Here is an 18,551-nt window from a genome sequence, read left to right on the forward strand (position 1 = left end):
CCCTACCAGTCCGCCACCACCGCCGGCCCCGCCACGTCCCGCTTCAGAGGCAGGCACATCATGCGGTGGCGCTCGACGGGGCCGGGGAGCTGGATATCGTCCCAGACCTGCTTGAAGCCGGAGGGTTTGTAGAAGCCCGGGTCGCCGACGAGGACGATCGCGTCGGCCCCGCACAGCCGGCCCGCGTCGATCGAGCGGGAGAGGAGCGCGCGGCCGATGCCCTGCTTCGCCGCCGTCTCGGCGACGGCGAGCGGGCCGAGGAGATAGGCGGGCGCGCCACCCACTCTGATCTTCGTCTGCCGGATCGCCCCGATCACGAGCCCGGAGCGGTCCGCCACGAACGAGGTGCGCGGATCGTGCGGAAAGCCGTCGCGCATCCGCGTCGCCGTGCGCGTGTAGCGGCCGGGGCCGAACGCGACGGCATAGAGGGCTTCGACGGCATCGGCATCCGAGAGCTGCTCGGGCCGCAGGACAAGATCGGGGGGCATGGGACGCTCGCGCACGAATGACGGTTCGGCCGGGGGACGGCCGTCTGGACGGTCAAACAGGGCGATGTCGTCGGTATGTCATCGCGGCCGGTTAGCACGACAGCGTGTCATGAACAACACGCTTGCCGCATCACGCATGTAAGGAATTGCTTCCCTATCCGGCTCTTTGATAGTTTCGCTTCCGTCGAAGGCGGAGGTGCGGTCGAGGCAGGCATGGACGAGGAGACACTCGCCCGCATCAAGGCGACAATGCTGGAGCAGCTCGTCTGCTCGATCGACGAGAGCTACAGCCTCTGCGAGATGATTCTCGACGAGAACGGCGCGCCGTACGACTATCGCCTGCTCGACGTCAGCCCCTCCTTCGAGGCGATGACGGGGCTGAAGGACGCCGCGGGCCACACCGCGCGCGAGCTCGTCGGCGACATCGAGCAGAGCTGGGTCGACATCTACGGCAAGGTCGTGCTGACAAGGACTCCAGTCCGTTTCCAGATGGAGATGGCGCTCCTCGGCCGCTGGTTCGACGTCTACGCCGCCCCGCTCGACACCCCGCTCCTGTTCGCGGTGATCTTCCGCGACGTGACGCAGCGCAAGCGCGCCGAGGACGGAATGGACGCCGCCCTGCAGCAGCAGGCCCGGCTCCTGCGCGAGCTCAATCACCGCGTGATGAACAGCCTCGGCATGATCTCCTCCATCATCGCGCTCGAGACGCGGCGGTCGGAGTCGGAGGAGCATCGCGAATCCCTGTCGCGCATCAAGCGGCGGGTGCAGTCGGTCGCCGACCTCTATCGCACGCTCACCGCCGCCGACGAGGTGGTGGAGACCCGCGCCGACCACTTCCTGCAGAAGGTGGTGGACGATCTCGGCACCGCGCTCCTGTCCAACGATCAGATCCGCATTGAGACCGACCTCGCCCCGATCGCGCTGTCGACGAAGGACGCGACGCCGCTCGGCCTCATCGTGAACGAGCTCCTCACCAACGCGCTGAAATACGCCTTCGCGCCCGACGAGGGCGGCCGCATCGACGTCCGCCTCACCCGCGACGAGGAGATGGTGACGCTGGAGGTCGCGGACGACGGGCGTGGCGGGCTCGGCGAAGCGACCGGCACCGGGCTCGGCCGCCAGCTCGTCGATTCCTTCGCGCGCCAGCTCGGCGGGACGATCGATTCGGCGAGCGGGCCGGACGGCACGACCGTGCGCGTCACCTTCCCGGCGCTGGCCGATCCGGCGGCGCTGCCGGTGTCGTGGCCGGCTCCAACTGGGCGATCATCTCCGTGAGGTGGGCGGCGTAGCGTCGCCAGGCCTCGCCGCTCCCGCGATAGAGGGCCTTGCGCACCTGCGCGGTGCTCGCCGTCGCGACGGCGCGCCCGGCGGTGTGGAAGGCGAGGCAGGCCGGGTCCCATGGGAGGCCGCACGCGGCGAGGAGGCGGCGCGTCTCGTGCTGCTGGTCGTCGACGAGCTCCTCGTAGCAGATCTCGTGGATCCGTCCCGGCAGGCGGCGCTTCCAGTAGGCCATCAGGTCGGCCTGGATGCGGTAGTGCGCGGCGACGTCGCGCTGGTCGTAGGCGTAATTGTTCCCGAACGAGGCGAAGAAGTGCTTGTAGATCGACCAGCAGGTCGCGATCGCGTCGCGCTTCAGGTGGATGATCGGCGCTTCCGGGAAGGCCATCGCGATGAAGCCGATCCAGCGCGCGTTGACGAGCATCTTGTCGGTCACGACGCGTCGCGCCGGGGCGAGCTTGTCGAGCGCGGCGAGATAGTCGCGCCGGATCGCGGCGGGGATGTCGGCCGGCAGCGTCGAGACGGTCGCCCTTCGGATCGCCTCGCCGTGGGGGAGCAGCGCCCGCTCGAAGGCCATGATCTCACCGGCGCTGTCGACCGCCGGATGGCTCGCGAGGATCTGCTCGATGAGGGTCGTGCCCGAGCGCGGCATCCCGACGATGAAGATCGGCGTGCGGTCCCCCGGCTCCGGGACGGTGACGGGGAGCGGCCCGGCCTCGCCGAAGAAGGCCTTCAGCCCGTCATGGGTGCGGCGGACCTGCGCCGCGTCATAGGGGTGGCGGGCGGCGCGCAGGCGGTTGCCGGCGGCGAGGCAGGCGAAGGCCTCGTCCGTCTCGTCGATATCGTCGAGCGCCTTGAAGAGGGCGAAGGCGAGGTGCATCCGCTGCGGCTCGCCGATCTCTGCCCCGTCATAGAGCGCCCGCATCTGACTGAGGTGCGCGTCGCCGGGGCGGTAGCGGGTGATGAGGCTGAGATTGCGGTGCGCCTCGGCATAGTCCGCCTTCAAGGCGATGGCGCGGGCGTAGAGGGGGCGGGCCGCCTCCGGATCGCCCATCTCGAAGAGGGCGACGCCGAGATTGTTGTGCGCCTCGGGAAAGTCCGGCCGGAGGCGGAGCGCGGCGCGGTAGGCCGCGACCGCGTCGCCGTGGCGGCCCGCGCGGGCGAGCGCGTTGCCGAGCGTGTTCTGCGCGTCGGCGCTCTCCGGCCGCAGGGCGGCGACGGCGGCGAAATCGTCCACCGCGTCGGCGTGCTGGCCGAGATCCTTGAGGAGCGCGCCGCGCTGGAGGCGCGGCTCGGCGTCGTCCGGCGCGAGGGCGATCGCGGTCGCGAAGGCCTCGAGCGCGGCGAGCGTCTCCCCCGCCGCCTTCAGGGCGTGGCCGAGCTGGAGATAAGGGTCCGGGCAGGTGGGCTGGGCCTGGATCGCGCGGGTGAAGCTCTCGATCGCCCCGCGCGGATCGCCGGTCGCGAGGCGCAGCGCGCCGTGGGTGAGGTGGACCGGCATCGCGTCCGGATGCGCGGCGGCGGCGCGGGCCGCGGCCGCGAGCGCCTCGTTGACGCGGCCGGCCTTCTGGTGGGCACCGATCGCGGCGAGATCCTGGCGCAGGCGCGCCCCGTCCCGCCCCTTCCCCGGCCGCTGCGGCGCGCGGAGCGCCTTCAGCCCCTCGGCCGCGCGGCGGTTTCGCGGATAGCGGTCGAGCACCTCGTGATAGAGGCGGTGGGCCTCCAGATAGTGGCCCGCGCGGGCGAGAGTGGTCGCTTTCGACAGCGCACGGTCAACGGATATCGCGTCCGGCATATTGATGGCCTCGGATGCATCCGGGGCGGCCGGCGCCCCGCTCGGCGCCGAGTGTCGGCGACGGGCGTCGCCTCACGCTTGCATGCGGCTCAGGGGGCGGGCTGGTCGCGCCCCTCCTCCACCGCGTGGCAGGCGACGAGGGTGCCGCCGGCCGCGAAGGGGAGCGGCCGCTCGCGACGGCAGCGCTCGTTGGCGAGGGGGCAGCGCGGGTGGAAGGCGCAGCCGGGCGGCGGATCCAGCGGGTTCGCGATCTCGCCCGTCACCGCCGCGCGCGGCCGGCCGCTCATCTCGACATCGGGCACCGCGTCGAGGAGGAGGCGCGTGTAGGGATGGCGCGGCGCGGAGAAGAGGTCCGCCGTCGGCGCGACCTCCACGAGGCGGCCGAGATAGAGCACCCCGATCCGGTCGGCCATGTGCCGCACGACCGCGAGATTGTGGCTGATGAAGAGGTAGGTGAGGCCGAGCTGGTCCTGCAGATCCTTCATGAGGTTCAGGATCTGCGCCTGGACCGACACGTCGAGCGCGGAGGTCGGCTCGTCGCACACGAGGAAGCTCGGGTTCGAGGCGAGCGCCCGCGCGATGCAGATCCGCTGACGCTGCCCGCCGGAGAATTGGTGCGGGAATTTCTCCCGGTCGTCGGCGTGGAGGCCGACGCCCTCCAGAAGCTCCACCACACGCTCGCGCCGGGCGCGGCCGGAAAGGAGGCCGAAGGCGCGGATCGGCTCGGCGATGATCCGGCCCACCCGCATGCGCGGGTTGAGGCTCGCATAGGGGTCCTGGAAGATCATCTGCATGCGCCGGCGGAGCGCCCGCAGCGCGCGCGAGTTCCGGCCGACCGCGACGTCGTCGATCTCGACCGTGCCGCTCGTCGCCGGGATGAGGCCGACGACCATGCGCGCGATGGTGGACTTGCCCGAGCCCGATTCGCCCACGAGCGCGAAGGTCTCCCCCCGCGCGATCTGGAAGGTGACGTCGGAGACGGCGTGGACGAACTGGCGCGAACCGCCGTCGAGGCGCCGCTCCAGCCAGGCGGAGGAGACGTCGAACCGCTTCGTGAGGTCCGAGACTTCGACCAGCGCCTCGCTCATCGGTCGACGATCCTCTGCCAGTCGGGCTTCAGGAAGATGCTCGGGTCGGGGACGACCGCCGGGCGCTGCGCGGCGGGCGCGGGCGCGGGTGCGGGCGGCTCCGTCGCGGGCGGGGCGGCGGGCGTCCCCTCCCCGCTCGCCGCAGGTGCAGGCGTGGGCGGCGGCGCGGCGTCCTCTGGCGTCTCCTCGTGGCGATATTCGCCGGAGACGCCCACGACGCGGCTCTTCTCGGGGTCGAGCGCGCGTGCGGCGTCGATCGCCTCGTTCGTCTCCTTCGCGAGATATTCCGCCTCGGCCGCCGGGCGCATCTGGAAGCCGTCGGCGGCCTCGTCGACCGGATCGTCGACATAGAGGAAGTCGGCCGAGATCTTAAACTCCCGCGGCTTCTTCGGCGTTTCCGCGGAGTCAGGGGTCGTTGCCTCGCCGGCATCAGCCGCCGCTTCGGGTGCGGGCGCGGGCGCGGGCTCCGGCGCTTTCGGCTCCGGCTCCGGTTGCGGCTGCAGCTGCGGTTCCGGCTTCGGGGGCTCCTGGGGCGGGGGCGCGGGCGGAGCGGGCGGCTCCTTCACCGGCTCGACATAGGAGTAGTCGGCCGAGATCTCGATGAGGCTCCCGCGCGGGGCGGCCTCGGCGCGGGCCGCCTCCGCCTCGCGCGCCAGATATTCCGGCTCCACCGGTCCGCGCTTCGGCTGGGCGGCGCGCGGCTCGGCCTGCGCGGTGCGGGGCGCGCGCGGCGTGTCCTCGATGTGCTCGAAATCCTCGGTCAGCTCGACGAGGCGGCTGCGCGGCGCGCCGTCCGCCGGGCGGTCCTCGGCGACGGCCGCGGCCGCCTCCTGCGGCGCCGGGGCGGCCTCCACCTCGTCCACCGCCTCCGGTTCGTCGTGGACGAAGTCGGCGAAGACGGCCTCGCGGGCCTCGTCGGGGTCGTGGAGCCAGCAGGCGACGCGGCTCTCATCCACCGCGATCGGCTCGGGCCGGGCGAGGAGGCAGCGGGCGAACATCTCCGGGCAGCGCGGGTTGAAGGCGCAGCCGCGCGGGATCGCGTCGAGGCGCGGCATCGCGCCGGGGATCTGGGTGAGGCGCGCCATGCTGCGGTCGACGCGCGGGATCGCGCCCATCAGCCCGGCCGTATAGGGATGCTTCGGCCGCTTAACCACGTCCGCGACGGGGCCGATCTCGGCGATCCGCCCCGCATACATCACCGCCACGCGGTCCGCCGTCTCCGCGATCACGCCCATGTCGTGCGTGATGAGGACGACCGCCGCCTTGTGCTCGCGGCACATGCGCTTCAGCACCTTGATGATCTGCGCCTGGACCGAGACGTCGAGCGCGGTGGTCGGCTCGTCGGCGATGACGAGGGCGGGCTCGGCCGCGAGCGCGAGGGCGATCACCACGCGCTGCCGCATCCCGCCGGAGAACTGGTGCGGATAGGCGTTGAGGCGGCGCGCCGCGCCCGGAATGCCGACCTCCTCCAGGAGCTCGATCGCCCGGTTGCGCGCCGCGCGCCGGCCGAGCGGGAGGTGGGTGCGAATCGTCTCGGTGAGCTGGCGTCCGATCGTGTAGAGCGGATTGAGGCTCGTCAGCGGGTCCTGGAAGATCATGCCGATCTTGCGGCCGCGCAGGTGGCGCATCTCCTCGGGGCGCAGATCGTCGATGCGGCGGCCTTCGAGGCGGATCTCCCCCCCGGTGATCATGCCGGGCGGGTCGAGGAGGCCGATGATCGACGCGCCGGTCAGCGACTTGCCCGCTCCGCTCTCGCCGACGACGCCCAGCACCTCGCCGGGCGCGACGTCGAAGGAGATGCCGTCGATCGCGGTGAGGCGGCCATGGCGCGTCGCGAACTCGACCTTGAGGCCGCGCACGCTGAGGACGGGAGCGACGGCGTCCATCACCGGGCAGCCTCGAGCATGGTGCGCAGGCGCGCGATGTGGGCGGGGCCGACCTTGGTGCAGCCGCCGACGATGCGTGCGCCGCCCGAAATCCACTGCTCGGCGTAGCCTGCATAGGCGTCGGGCCCGATCTCCTCGCGCACGATGATGGCGTCCACCTCCTTCGTGGAGTCCCACTCGCCGGGAACTTCGCGATAGCCGTTGGCGCGCACGCCGATATCGACGTCGAGCGCGCAGCACGACAATTCGGCGAGCGCGGTGATCATCGCGTTCGGCGCGGTGCAGGTGAGGAGGAAGGCGGCGATCGGGAGCCCGGCGAGCGCGTTCACTGCGTCCGAGACGGTCTCTCCGCCCCTGAGGCGCGGCGGTCCGGCCTCGCGCAGCGTGAAGGCGACCCAGATCGGCCGGCCCGTCGCGGCGGCGGCCGACGCGGCGGCGAAGGCCTGGCCCGAGGTCCACATCGAGTCGCAGACGAGAATGTCGACATGGGGCGCGAGGAGCAGCGCGTGCTCGGCATATTCGGCCTCCATCAGGCGCAACGGCGGCATCTGCCACGGGTCGTCGCGCACATTGATGGGGGGCAGGATGCCGGCAATCAGCGCCGCCGGATTGATCTTCTCGCGCGCCCGGTCGGCGAGCGTGCAGGCGGCGATATTCACCTCGGCGAAGCGGTCCGCGAGGCCGAAGACGTTCATCTTGCGCCGCGTGATCGCGCTCGTGTTGGTGGAGATGATGTCGGCCCCGGCGCGCAGAAATTCCTCGTGGACCTGGCGCACCACCATCGGCTCCTCAAGGATCTGCCGCGCGGCCCAGACCGAGTGCACCGGCAGGCGCGAGCGGCGCCGCAGCTCATGCCCCATGCCGCCGTCGACGAGGCGGACCGTCATCGCAGCCTCGGATTCAGCGCGTCGCGCAGCCAGTCGCCGAGAAGGTTCACGGCGAGGACGAGGATCGCGAGCATCGCGCCGGGGAACATCGTGATCCACCACTCCCCCGAGAAGAGGAAATCCTGCCCGATCCGGATCAGCGTGCCGAGCGAGGGCTCGGTCACCGGCACGCCGACGCCGAGGAAGGAGAGCGTCGCCTCGGTGATGATGGCGAGGGCGAGGTTGATGGTGGCGATCACGAGGACCGGGCCGAGCACGTTCGGCAGGACGTGGCGCACCATGATGGTGAACGGGGAGAGGCCGATGAGCTTCGCCGCGAGGACGTATTCCTTCTGCGTCTCCACAAGGGTGGAGCCGCGCACGGTGCGCGCATACTGGACCCAGAAGGAGAGGCCGATCGACAGGGTCAGGACGTAGAAGGCGCTGTCCTCGCGCGTGAGGTCCGGCAGGAGGGCGCGGACCGTCCCGTCGATGAGGAGCGCGATCAGGATCGCCGGGAAGGTGAGCTGCACGTCGGCGACGCGCATGATGATGGCGTCGACGATGCCGCCCGCGTAGCCGGCGATCAGCCCCAGCGAGATGCCGATGAAGGCCGCGAGCGCCACCGAGGCGAGACCGACCGCGAGCGAGATGCGCGTCCCGTAGAGGATCGCCGACAGCATGTCGCGGCCCTGGTCGTCGGTGCCGAGCAGATAGGCCGTCGAGCCGCCATTGACCCAGGCCGGCGGCAGGAGGCTGTCGAGGAGGGAGAGCGAGGCGAGGTCGGTCGGATCGTGCGGGGCGATCCACGGAGCGAAGGCGGCCGAGAGGAAGATCGCGAGCGTGACGAGCGCGGCGAGCATCGTGAGCTTGGATCGCAGGAAGGCGTGGAGGAGGTCGCCCCCCGCCCCGCGCCGGCCGGCCGCGAAGGCGCGCGGGCGACTTTCGATCGCGGCGATGGTCGCCCCCGCTTCCCCGTCGAGCGGGGCGCGTTGCGGCGTGCCGGATGGCTCACTCATGCCGGCCTCCCCGACAGGCGGATGCGCGGGTCGACGGCGACATAGAGGAGGTCGACGATGAGGTTGATGATCACGAAGAGGGCCGCGATCATCAGGAGGTAGGCCGCCATGATCGGGATATCGACATTCTGCACGGCCTGCAGGAAGAGGAGCCCCATCCCCGGCCACTGGAACACCGTCTCGGTGACGATCGCGAAGGCGATGACGGAGCCGAGCTGCAGGCCGGTGATGGTGATGACCGGCACCAGCGTGTTCTTGAGGGCGTGGCCGAAATTGATCGCGCGGGCGGTGAGGCCACGTGCGCGGGCGAAGCGGATATAGTCGGCCCGCAGCACCTCCAGCATCTCGGCGCGCACGAGGCGCATGATCAGCGTCATCTGGAAGAGGCCGAGCGTGATCGCCGGCAGGATGAGCGCCTTGAGGCCCGAGACGGTGAGGAAGCCCGTCGTCCAGAAGCCGAGATCGACGACCTGGCCCCGCCCGAACGAGGGGAGCCATTGGAGGTTCACCGCGAACACGAAGATGAGGAGGATGCCGATCAGGAAGGGCGGCAGCGAGATGCCGACGAGGGAGACGGTCAGGAAGAGCTTCGACAGCCAGTGATCGCGGCGCAGGCCCGTATAGACGCCCATCGGGATGCCGATGAGGAGCGCGAAGAGGGCCGAGACGAGCGAGAGCTCCAGCGTCGCCGGCAGGCGCGCGGCGAGGAGTTCTGCCACCGGCTGCTTGAACTGGTAGGATACGCCGAAATCGCCCTCCGCCGCCTTCTTGATGAAGGCGACGAACTGGACCGGGACCGGCTCGTTGAGGCCGAGCCGCTCGCGCAGCTCGGCCCGCTCGGCCGGGGTCGTCTCGATGCCGACCATCTGGTTCACCGGATCGCCGACGAAGCGGAACATCGTGAAAGAGATCAGCGAGACCACCAGCATGACGAGGATGGCCTGGGCGATGCGACGGACGATAAACGCAACCATCGGCGGACGCGGGACGGCCGGAGCCGTCCCCTGCCTTATTTCTTGACGGTCGAGAGCAGGAGCGCGTTGTCGGGGCGCTGGAGCACTTCGACGTCGGACGCCTTGCCCCAGGCAAGGCCCTGCTGGTGCAGCGGGATGTGCGAAACCTCGTCGTTGAGGATGGTGTAGACCTGCGCGATCAGATCATCGCGCTTGGTGATGTCGTTCTCGACGAGGATCTCGGCCGCGAGGGCGTCGACCTTCTCGTTGCAATAGCCGCCGATATTGAACGGGCCGCCGGTCGTCCCGTCGTCGTTGCGGCAGGTGTTGAGGTCGCGGATCACGTTGTAGCTGTCGAACGAACCGGGCGTCCAACCGAGCAGGTAGAAGGACGTGTCGTAGCCGCCGGATGCGAGGATCTTCGCGAAATATTGCGCCTTCGGCTGGGCGTTGAGGTCCACCTTCACGCCGATCCGGGCGAGCATCGCGGCGACGGCCTGACAAATCTGCTCGTCGTTCACATAGCGGTCGTTCGGGCAGTCCATGCCGACGGTGAAGCCGTCGCCATAGCCGGCCTCGGCGAGAAGCGCCTTCGCGCCGTCAGGGTCATAGGGCAGGCGCGTGAACTCGTCGGACCGGGAGTAGAGGACGGGCGAGATCATCAGCGCCGCCGGGGTCGACAGGTTCCGCATGATCTTCTGCTTGATCGCCTCGATGTCGATCGCCTGGTAGAAGGCCTTGCGCACCCGCAAATCCTGGAACGGGTTCTTGCCCTTCACGCTCGAATAGAGAAGTTCGGGCCTGCGCTGGTCGAAGCCGAGGAAGATCGTGCGCAGCTCGGGCCCGGTGAGCGCCTCGGTCCCGGCATTGGCGTCGACGCGCGGAATGTCCTGGACGGGGATCGGGTAGACGAGGTCGAGCTCGCCCGACAGCAGCGCGGCGACGCGCGTGGCGTCGGAGCCGATCGGGGTGAACTCAGCCCGCTCGATGTTGAACTGGCGGTTGTCCCAGTTCCACCAGTCTTGATTGGCCTCGAACACCGTCTTCACGCCCGGCTCGTGGCTCACGATCTTGAAGGGGCCGGTGCCGTTGGTGTGGAGGGCGGCGTAGTTCTGGCCCTCGTCGGAGGCGGAGGTCACGGCGACGGCGTCGTTCTCCTCCGTCCACTCCTTGTCCATGATGCCCCAGGTCGGCCATTCGGCCGGCAGGATCGGGTTCGGCGAGCCGAGCTGAACCTCGACCGTGTGATCGTCGATCGCGACGAACTTGGCGTCGGCGGGGATGCGGGTCTTGAGGTCGGACCCCTTCGAGCGGACCCGGTCGGCGGAGAAGACCACGTCGTCGGCGGTGAAGGGGTTGCCGTTGTGGAAGGTGACGCCCTTGCGCAGGTGGAAGCGCCACGTGTTGTCGTCGACGACCTCCCAGCTCTCGGCGAGGCCCGGAATGAGGTTCAGCTCGGGGTCGAGGCTGACGAGGCCCTCATAGATGTTGCCGAGCGTCCAGAGCGAGAAGGTCTCGTTCAGGGTGTACTGGTCGAGTGATTTCAGCTCGCCCTGGAAGGCGAATTTGAAAGTCTTCGCGTCATCCTGCGCGAGCGCCGCGCCACTGAAAAGTGCCAGAATGGTTGCACTGATCCAAATGCGCTTCATCAGGCGCTCCTCCTTGTCCGCCAAGCCACAAAGTCCGGCGATCTTCCTCGGGGTGAGACTAGCCACACCTCCCCCTTCCCGTCCACTGGTGCAGTGAAGCGGGATGCGGAGGTGCATTAATACTTTCGTTCGGAACTTTATTTGAGAACGGAGAGATCGATCGTCGCGACATCGCGCAGAAGCTCGATGAAGCGGTCCGCCTGGTGCGCCGCGATGCGGGCGCCGAGGTCGGGGGTCGCCGCCGTCGCGTCGCCGACGACGCCGTTCGGGTTGAGATCGCCCGCCTTCCAGGCGAAGGCGTGGGGGCCGTGGGCGCGCAGATGGAGGCGCTCCTCGATGAGGCGGGCCTGCTCGCTCGCGAAATTGTCGAGATAGTCCTCGCGCACCAGATCGGGGCGGAAATGCTGGATGAGCGCGGTCTCCACCATGCCGCCATGGATGCCGTAGGCGCGCTCCGTCTCGCCGATATCCTCGCCCTCGCCGAAGCGCATCCAGGCGGTGTGGACGGCGAGCATGTCGAAGCGCACGCGCAGTTCGCGCGTCACGATGTCGAGCATCGCCGTGTTGCCGCCGTGCGAGTTGGCGAAGACGATCCGGCGCACGCCCGCGCGGGCGATCGAGGTCGCGATCTCGAGCCAGGCCTTGATCGCGGTCTCCCACGCCATCGTCAGCGTGCCGCGATAGCTGATGTGCTCGTTCGACTTGCCGATCGACTGGACTGGCAGGAAGGTCGCGGGGATATCCTCCGGCAGGCGCTCCACCACCGTGCGCACCATCCCCTCGCCGATGATCGTGTCGGTGCCGAGCGGGAGGTGCGGTCCGTGTTGCTCGATCGCGGCGGTGGGGACGACGGCGATCCAGTCGTCCGTGTCGGTCGAGAAATCGAGCGCGGTCATGTCCGCCCAATAGGGCCGCGGCAGCATCATCGGCGGGAAACTCCAAGGGCCGTTCCGTCAGGCTTCACCAAGGCAAGGCCGGGGTGAGGCGGGTGACCTTATGGGCGGGCCGCGCCGGGTGGCAAGCGTAGGATCACGGCAACGCGGCGAGCGCCTCCACCTCCACGAAGAACGCCTCGCGGGCGAAGCCGGTGACGACCATCAGCGTCGAAGCCGGGGCGGGATCGGCGACGTAGCGGTCGCGCGCGGCCATATAGCCGGCGAGATGCTCGCGGCCCGAGACGTAGGCGTTGAGGCGCACGATCGCGCTCTTGTCCGCGCCCGCCTCCTTCAGGATGGCGTCGATGTTCGCAAAGCAGAGTGCGGCCTGGCCCTCGGCGTCCGCCGGGACCGCGTCGTCCGGCCCGATGCCGAGCTGGCCGGACAGCACGAGGAGACGCATCCCTGCCGGAATCTCGACGGCATGGGCGTAGTTCGCGAAGGGGCGGCGGATGGTGTTGGGGGTGTGGCGTTTCATGGTCTCGTCGGCGGCTGTCGCGGGGCGTCGCGGGCCCCCATGACGGCACAACATTTGCTTGAATTCAACGCGTGTTACGTGCGCGATGGCGCGCGATCAGCCACGATGCTAAGGCAATGCCAATGGACGAGGGGACCCCAATGCACCGCACGATTCTCACCGCGCTCGCCGTCGCCGTCGCCACCGCAGGGACCGCACAGGCACAGAGTCTGACGCCCGTGACCTTCGGCACGAACTGGCTCCCGCAGGCCGAGCATGGCGGCTATTACCAGGCCGTCGCCGACGGCACCTACGCCGATTGCGGGCTCGACGTGACGATCCAGTCGGGCGGGCCGCAGGTGAACAACCGCGCCCTCCTCCTCGCCGGCCGGATCCAGTTCCATATGGGCGGCAACCTCCTCCAGGCCTTCAGCGCGGCCGAGCAGGGCATCCCGCTGGTCGTCGTCGCGGCGCACTTCCAGAAAGAGCCGCAAGTCATCATGACCCATCCGGGCCAGGGCCTCGACAAGTTCGAGGACCTGAAGACGATCAAGCTCCTCATCGGCGACAACGGCTTCCAGTCCTACTATCAGTGGATGATGGACGCGTATGGCTTCACCGCCGAACAGCGCGAGCCCTACACGTTCAACCCCGCCCCCTTCCTCGCAGACCCGCGCAAGGGGCAGCAGGGGTACGTGACGTCCGAGCCGTTCGCAATCGAGCAACAGGGCGGCTTCACCCCGAACATCTTCCTCCTCGCCGACTACGGCTTCAGCACCTACGCGACCACGGTCGAGGTGATGCAGGAGACGATCGACGAGATGCCCGACGCGGTGCAGTGCTTCGTCGATGCCTCGGCGATCGGCTGGTACAACTATCTCTACGGCGATCCGTCCGGCGCCAACGCGCTGATCCTCGACGCCAACCCCGAGATGACGCCCGAGCAGCTCGCCTACTCCATCGACAAGATGAAGGAATACGGCATCGTCGATTCGGACGAGGCGCTCGATCTCGGCATCGGCGCGATGACCGACGCGCGCTTCAAGGACTTCTACGACAAGATGGTCGCCGCCAACGTGACGCCCGCCAACCTCGATATCGGCGCGATCTACACGCTCGACTTCGTGAACAAGGGTGTCGGCCTCGACCTCAAGAAAGAGCTGACCGGCCAGTAAGGCCAAGCGGATCGATGCAAGAGAGCGCGACGGCGACGCCAACCCTCCAGGCGGCCCCCATCGTCACCCTGTCGGGCGTCGGCAAGACGTTCGACAACGGCACGGTCGCCCTCGCCGGGACGGATCTCGTCGTGCGTCGGGGCGAGTTCCTGTCGTTGCTCGGTCCCTCGGGCTGCGGCAAATCCACGATCCTGCGGCTCGTCGCCGGTCTCGACGAGCCGACCGTCGGCACCATCGAGTGGCACGACAACGCCAAGGGCCGCGCCGCGCAGCGCGAGCGCAATGTCGGCTACGTCTTCCAGGAGCCCACGCTGATGCCGTGGGCGACCGTCTTCGACAATGCGTGGCTGCCGCTGCGCCTCAAGGGCATCTCGCGCCGCAAGGCCGAGGGGCAGATCATGACCGCGCTCGAGAGCGTCGGACTCGCCGATTTCCGCGCCGCCTACCCGCGCGAGCTCTCCGGCGGCATGAAGATGCGCGTCTCCATCGCCCGCGCGCTCGCGACCTCCCCTTCCATCCTCCTGATGGACGAGCCGTTCGCCGCGCTCGACGAGATCACCCGCTTCCGCCTCAATGACGACCTCCTGCGCCTGTGGGACGAGAAGGGGTGGACGGTGATCTTCGTGACCCATTCGGTGTTCGAGTCCGTCTACCTCTCCACCCGCATCGCGGTGATGACCGCGCGGCCGGGGCGGATCGCGACGGAGGTGATCGTGGACGAGCCCTCCCCCCGCACCGAGGCGTTCCGCACGAGCCCGAAGAATGGCGAGATCGCCCGCCGCACGTCCGAGGCGCTGCACCGGGCGATGGGCGAATGACGAGCGTCGCGAGCGAGGCCGTGAAGCCCCCGCTCACCGCGAGCGAACGACGTCAGCGGCGGGACAAGCGGCTGCGCGTCGGCCTCCCCCTCGTGGTGCTCGCCACGCTCGTCCTCCTGTGGGACGCGCTCGTCGTCCTCAACGGCATCCCGACCTACATCCTGCCGCGCCCATGGCTCGTGCTCGCGACGATCGTGACGGACTGGCCGGTGCTCGGCCCGTCCCTCTTCAACACGCTGTCGATCACGCTCCTCGCGCTGCTGCTTGCGACCGTGGGCGGCGTCCTCCTCGCGATCGCGCTCACCCAGTCACGGATCGTGGAATATTCCTTCTTCCCGATCGCGGTGGTGCTGCAGGTCACGCCGATCGTGGCGATCTTCCCGCTGATCAACATCTATGTCGGCAACGACCTCGCGAAGATCCTTCTGTGCGCCTGGATCGTCGCCTTCTTCCCGATCCTGTCGAACACCACGCTCGGCCTCAATTCCGCCGACCACAATCTGCGCGACCTCTACCGCCTCTACGGCGCCTCGCGCTGGCAGACGCTGCGTTATCTCCAGCTTCCGGCCGCGATGCCATACTTCCTCGGCGGGCTGCGGATCGCGGGCGGCCTCGCCCTCATCGGCGCGGTGGTCGCCGAGTTCGTGGCGGGCGCGTCGGGTTTCGGGGCGGGGCTCGCCTCCCGCATCATCGAGTCGGGCTATCGCCTCAACATCCCTCGCCTCTTCGCCGCGCTCCTCCTCATTTCCGCGACCGGCATCGTCATCTACGTGTTGCTGAGCCTGCTTTCGAACCGCATCTTGGGGAAATGGCATGAGAGCGCGACGGGACGGCGCGGATGAAACTGATCAACGCTGCAATACCGTCAGCCCTCATGGACGGGGGCGACGGGCTCACGCTCCATGACGTGACGCTCGACGGTGCGCGGATCGCCGCGATCGCGCCGGCCGCCGGGATGAACGACGTGGGCGCCCTCGATTGCGCGGGCGGGATCCTCGTCCCCGGCTTCGTCGACATGCACACCCATATCGACAAGGGGCACATCTGGCCGCGGGCCGCCAATCCGGACGGCACCTTCATGGGCGCGCTCACCGCGACCCGCGCCGATCATCCGAACTGGTCCCCGGCCGACCTCAGGGCGCGCATGGATTTCTCGCTGCGCGCCGCCTACGCGCACGGGACCGTCGCGATCCGCACTCACATCGATTCCAACCCGCCGCGCGGGTCCGTCTCCTGGCCGGTGCTCGCCGAGGTGCGCGAGGCGTGGGCCGACCGGATCACCCTTCAGGCCTCGAGCCTCATGACGCTCGACGCGCTGCCGGACGATCTCGGCCCCTTCTTCGACTTCGTGACCGCGCACGGCGGGATCGTCGGCGCCGCCTTCCGCAGCATGCCCGACATCGCCGAGCGCGTCGCCGCCCTCCTCGCCGAGGCGGAGGACCGGGGGATGGACGCCGACTTCCACGTCGACGAGACGCTCGACCCGGAATCGAACTGCCTCGAGATCATCGCGCAGGAGGCGAAGCGGATCGGCTTTTCCGGCACGATCACCTGCGGCCATTGCTGCTCGCTGATGGCGATGGACGAGGACGCGTCCGCCCGCATCCTCGACAAGGTGGCAGAGACGAACATCGCGATCGTCAGCCTGCCGATGTGCAACCAATATCTGCAGGATCGCGTCGCCGGCCGCACCCCGCGCATCCGCGGCGGCACCCTCGTCCACGAGATGCGGGCGCGCGGCATCCCGGTCGCGATCGCGTCCGACAACACGCGCGACCCGTTCTACGCCTATGGCGACCTCGACATGGCGGAGGTGTGGCGCGAGGCGACGCGGATTCTCCAGCTCGACCACCCGGTCGGCGACTGGCCGCGAGCTTTTTTTGCAACGCCGGCGGACATCATGGGCCTCGCGAACCGTGGCCGTCTCGCGGTCGGCGCGCCCGCCGATCTCGTTCTCTTCAAGGCGCGCTCTTGGACTGAGCTGTTCGCACGCCCACAATATGACCGTAGTGTCATTCGGAACGGCGCCGTCATCGAGGCTGCTCCGCCCGACTTTTCTGAGCTGGACGGCCTATGGACATCGCCGCACTGAAGACGGACCTCGCGGGGCTTCAGATCGAAGTGAACCCGCGGATCGTGCAGCAGAAGAGTCGCGACTTCTACTGGTACTCCCCCGTCCTCAAGCGGCAGCTCGACAGCGTCGTCGCCGATGTCGTCGCCACCCCGCGCAATCTCGACGAGCTTCTCTACATCCTCGGCTCGTGCTGGCGGAACGACGTGCCGGTCACGGTGCGCGGCGCCGGTACCGGCAATTATGGGCAGGCGATGCCGCTCGCGGGCGGGCTCGTCCTCGACCTGTCGGGGATGGCGCGCATCCTGTCGATAGAGCCCGGCCGCGTCATCGCCGAGCCCGGCGCGATCCTCGCCGATATCGACGCGGCGGCACGTGCGAGCGGGCAGGAGCTGCGCCTCTCCCCCTCCACCTATCACACGGCGTCGATCGGCGGCTTCGTCGCGGGCGGCTCGGGCGGGGTCGGCTCGATCCGCTGGGGCGGGCTGCGTGACGCCGGCAACATCATCCGCCTGCGCCTTGCCGCGATGGACGGGACGGTCGGTTCGCTCATCGACCTCACCGGGCCCGACATCGCCAAGGCGAGCCACGCCTACGGCACCACCGGGATCATCACCGAGGTCGAGATGCCGCTCGCCCCGGCCTATGACTGGGTGGACATGATCATGTCCTTCCCGACGCTCGAGGGTGCGATCCGCTGCGGCGAGGCGCTCGCGGCGGCGGACGGGCTGCTCCTCAAGAATGTCGCGGTCATGGACGCGTCGGTGACGCCCTATTTCAAGCGCCACGCGGGCTATCTCACCGCCGGCGAGGCGGTGGTCGTCGTGATGGCCGCGCCGTTCGCGGCGGGCGATGTCGTCCACCTGGGCCGGCACGCGGGCGGGCGCGTCGTCTTCCGCTCCGACGCGGAGGCGCCCGAGACTCTGAAGAAGCTCCCGGCCGCGTTCGAGCTGTGCTGGAACCACACGACGCTGCGGGCGCTGCGCGTCGATCCCTCGATCACCTACCTCCAGGTTCTCTACCCGCAGCCCGACATCTGCGGGAAGGTGCTGAAGATCGCCGAGCTTCTGGGCGAGGAGGCGCCGACTCACCTCGAATTCGTGCGCTTCGACGGGGCCGTCGGCTGCTTCGGCCTTCCGCTGCTGCGCTACACGAGCGAGGAACGGCTCGACGAGATCGTCGCCCTCCACGAGGCGCACGGCTGCCCGATCTTCAACCCGCACCGCTACACGCTGGAGGAAGGCGGGATGAAGCAGACCGACGCGACGCAGCTCGCCTTCAAGAAGCGCGCCGACCCGAAGGGGCTCCTCAATCCCGGCAAGATGATCGCCTGGGACCAGCCCGATTTCGACTACGGAAAACCCTACCTCTTCCCGTCCCTCAGTGTCTGATGCGCGCGCTGGTCGTCTACTGCCACCCCAATCCGGACAGCTTTTCGGCCCACATCCGTGACGTGATCGTCACGACGCTGGTCGAGTCCGGGCACGAGGCGCAGGTGATCGACCTCTATGACGAGGCGTTCGACCCGGTGATGGGGCTCGACGAGCGGCTCGGCTACCACACCCCGGTCGAGAACGAGATCCCCGTCGCCGAGCACCTTGCCCGGATCCGCTGGTGCGAGGGCGTGATCTTCATCTACCCGACCTGGTGGTTCGGCCTTCCGGCGATGCTGAAGGGATGGCTCGACCGCGTGCTGATCCCGCACGCGACCTTCACGATGCCGACCGAGAGCCGGCCGATGCAGCGCCAGCTCACCAACATCCGCACCGTCGCGGTCTTCACGACGTGCGGCGCGCCGTGGTGGCAGTCGAAGCTCATCGGGGAGCCGGGGCGACGCACGCTGCTGCGCGGCTTCCGGGCGATCTGCAATCCGATCTGCCGCACGCATTACGCGGCGCTCTACAAGATCGATTCCTCCTCGCAGGACCGGCGCACGCGCCATGTCGGCAAGGTGCGCGAGATCATCACCCGCCTCTGACGCCGCCGCCTGATGCGGCATGGAGGTCACCGGCGGCGCTGCTGTCGCCGAAATGCGCCCCAGTCCCGCGCCGCCAGCGCTTGCGGTATGCTGCG

The 18,551-nt window shown here is 69.1% G+C and carries 16 protein-coding genes and 1 pseudogene; 7 read left to right on the forward strand and 10 right to left on the reverse strand.

Annotation, left to right across the window (positions count from 1 at the left end; translation table 11 throughout):
- Window positions 1-2: 2 nt before the first annotated feature.
- Window positions 3-488, reverse strand: coding sequence for a GNAT family N-acetyltransferase (locus tag DBV35_RS26675; protein ID WP_108663408.1), 486 nt, complete (start codon window positions 486-488; stop codon window positions 3-5).
- 213 nt (window positions 489-701) lie between these two features.
- Between DBV35_RS26675 and DBV35_RS26680 the strand changes: the two genes are divergently transcribed.
- Entirely contained in the window at window positions 702-1,763 is a 1,062-nt protein-coding gene (locus DBV35_RS26680) for a sensor histidine kinase (RefSeq protein WP_170135047.1), read from the forward strand.
- Here the strand turns inward: DBV35_RS26680 and DBV35_RS26685 are convergent.
- From DBV35_RS26685 to DBV35_RS26725, 9 genes and pseudogenes are all read right to left on the reverse strand, one after another.
- A complete protein-coding gene (locus tag DBV35_RS26685; protein ID WP_108663410.1) occupies window positions 1,687-3,561 on the reverse strand; it encodes a tetratricopeptide repeat-containing sulfotransferase family protein in 1,875 nt (624 codons plus the stop codon). The two genes, DBV35_RS26680 and DBV35_RS26685, sit on opposite strands and share 77 nt — an antisense overlap.
- Window positions 3,562-3,650: 89 nt before the next feature.
- On the reverse strand, window positions 3,651-4,649 hold the full coding sequence (locus DBV35_RS26690; RefSeq protein WP_108663411.1) for an ABC transporter ATP-binding protein: 999 nt from the start codon (window positions 4,647-4,649) through the stop codon (window positions 3,651-3,653).
- A gap of 899 nt (window positions 4,650-5,548) precedes the next feature.
- A pseudogene (locus tag DBV35_RS31200) lies at window positions 5,549-6,535 on the reverse strand (ABC transporter ATP-binding protein); the annotation flags it as partial.
- Window positions 6,535-7,422, reverse strand: a complete 888-nt coding sequence (locus tag DBV35_RS26700) for a homocysteine S-methyltransferase family protein (RefSeq protein WP_108663412.1) — start codon at window positions 7,420-7,422, stop codon at window positions 6,535-6,537. The gene DBV35_RS26700 and the pseudogene DBV35_RS31200, both read right to left, overlap by 1 nt.
- Window positions 7,419-8,420, reverse strand: coding sequence for an ABC transporter permease (locus DBV35_RS26705; protein ID WP_108663413.1), 1,002 nt, complete (start codon window positions 8,418-8,420; stop codon window positions 7,419-7,421). Before DBV35_RS26705 ends, DBV35_RS26700 begins: the two co-directional genes overlap by 4 nt.
- The gene (locus tag DBV35_RS26710) at window positions 8,417-9,394 is read right to left on the reverse strand and encodes an ABC transporter permease (protein WP_108663414.1); all 978 of its coding nucleotides are present in this window, start codon (window positions 9,392-9,394) and stop codon (window positions 8,417-8,419) included. The genes DBV35_RS26705 and DBV35_RS26710 overlap by 4 nt, the downstream gene beginning before the upstream one ends.
- 35 nt (window positions 9,395-9,429) lie before the next feature.
- On the reverse strand, window positions 9,430-11,022 hold the full coding sequence (locus DBV35_RS26715) for an ABC transporter substrate-binding protein (RefSeq protein WP_108663495.1): 1,593 nt from the start codon (window positions 11,020-11,022) through the stop codon (window positions 9,430-9,432).
- Between the two features lie 137 nt (window positions 11,023-11,159).
- Complete coding sequence (locus tag DBV35_RS26720) at window positions 11,160-11,948, reverse strand: creatininase family protein (RefSeq protein WP_342752401.1); 789 nt, start codon at window positions 11,946-11,948, stop codon at window positions 11,160-11,162.
- A 103-nt stretch (window positions 11,949-12,051) separates the two neighbouring features.
- Complete coding sequence (locus DBV35_RS26725; protein WP_108663415.1) at window positions 12,052-12,435, reverse strand: RidA family protein; 384 nt, start codon at window positions 12,433-12,435, stop codon at window positions 12,052-12,054.
- A gap of 140 nt (window positions 12,436-12,575) precedes the next feature.
- Here DBV35_RS26725 and DBV35_RS26730 point away from each other — a divergent pair, with 140 nt between their 5' ends.
- The 6 genes from DBV35_RS26730 to DBV35_RS26755 are packed head-to-tail and all read left to right on the forward strand — an operon-like array spanning window position 12,576 to window position 18,456.
- Window positions 12,576-13,589 (forward strand): ABC transporter substrate-binding protein, encoded by a 1,014-nt coding sequence (locus tag DBV35_RS26730; RefSeq protein WP_108663416.1) that lies wholly within the window; start codon window positions 12,576-12,578, stop codon window positions 13,587-13,589.
- Window positions 13,590-13,603: 14 nt separating this feature from the next.
- Window positions 13,604-14,407, forward strand: coding sequence for an ABC transporter ATP-binding protein (locus tag DBV35_RS26735; RefSeq protein WP_108663417.1), 804 nt, complete (start codon window positions 13,604-13,606; stop codon window positions 14,405-14,407).
- Complete coding sequence (locus tag DBV35_RS26740; RefSeq protein ID WP_108663418.1) at window positions 14,404-15,249, forward strand: ABC transporter permease; 846 nt, start codon at window positions 14,404-14,406, stop codon at window positions 15,247-15,249. The genes DBV35_RS26735 and DBV35_RS26740 overlap by 4 nt, the downstream gene beginning before the upstream one ends.
- Window positions 15,246-16,499, forward strand: a complete 1,254-nt coding sequence (locus DBV35_RS26745) for a cytosine deaminase (RefSeq protein WP_108663419.1) — start codon at window positions 15,246-15,248, stop codon at window positions 16,497-16,499. Before DBV35_RS26740 ends, DBV35_RS26745 begins: the two co-directional genes overlap by 4 nt.
- On the forward strand, window positions 16,481-17,869 hold the full coding sequence (locus tag DBV35_RS26750) for an FAD-binding oxidoreductase (RefSeq protein ID WP_108663420.1): 1,389 nt from the start codon (window positions 16,481-16,483) through the stop codon (window positions 17,867-17,869). The genes DBV35_RS26745 and DBV35_RS26750 overlap by 19 nt, the downstream gene beginning before the upstream one ends.
- Window positions 17,869-18,456 (forward strand): NAD(P)H-dependent oxidoreductase, encoded by a 588-nt coding sequence (locus DBV35_RS26755; RefSeq protein WP_108663421.1) that lies wholly within the window; start codon window positions 17,869-17,871, stop codon window positions 18,454-18,456. Before DBV35_RS26750 ends, DBV35_RS26755 begins: the two co-directional genes overlap by 1 nt.
- The last annotated feature ends 95 nt before the right edge of the window (window positions 18,457-18,551 follow it).

It is taken from the genome of Acuticoccus kandeliae, assembly GCF_003073115.1.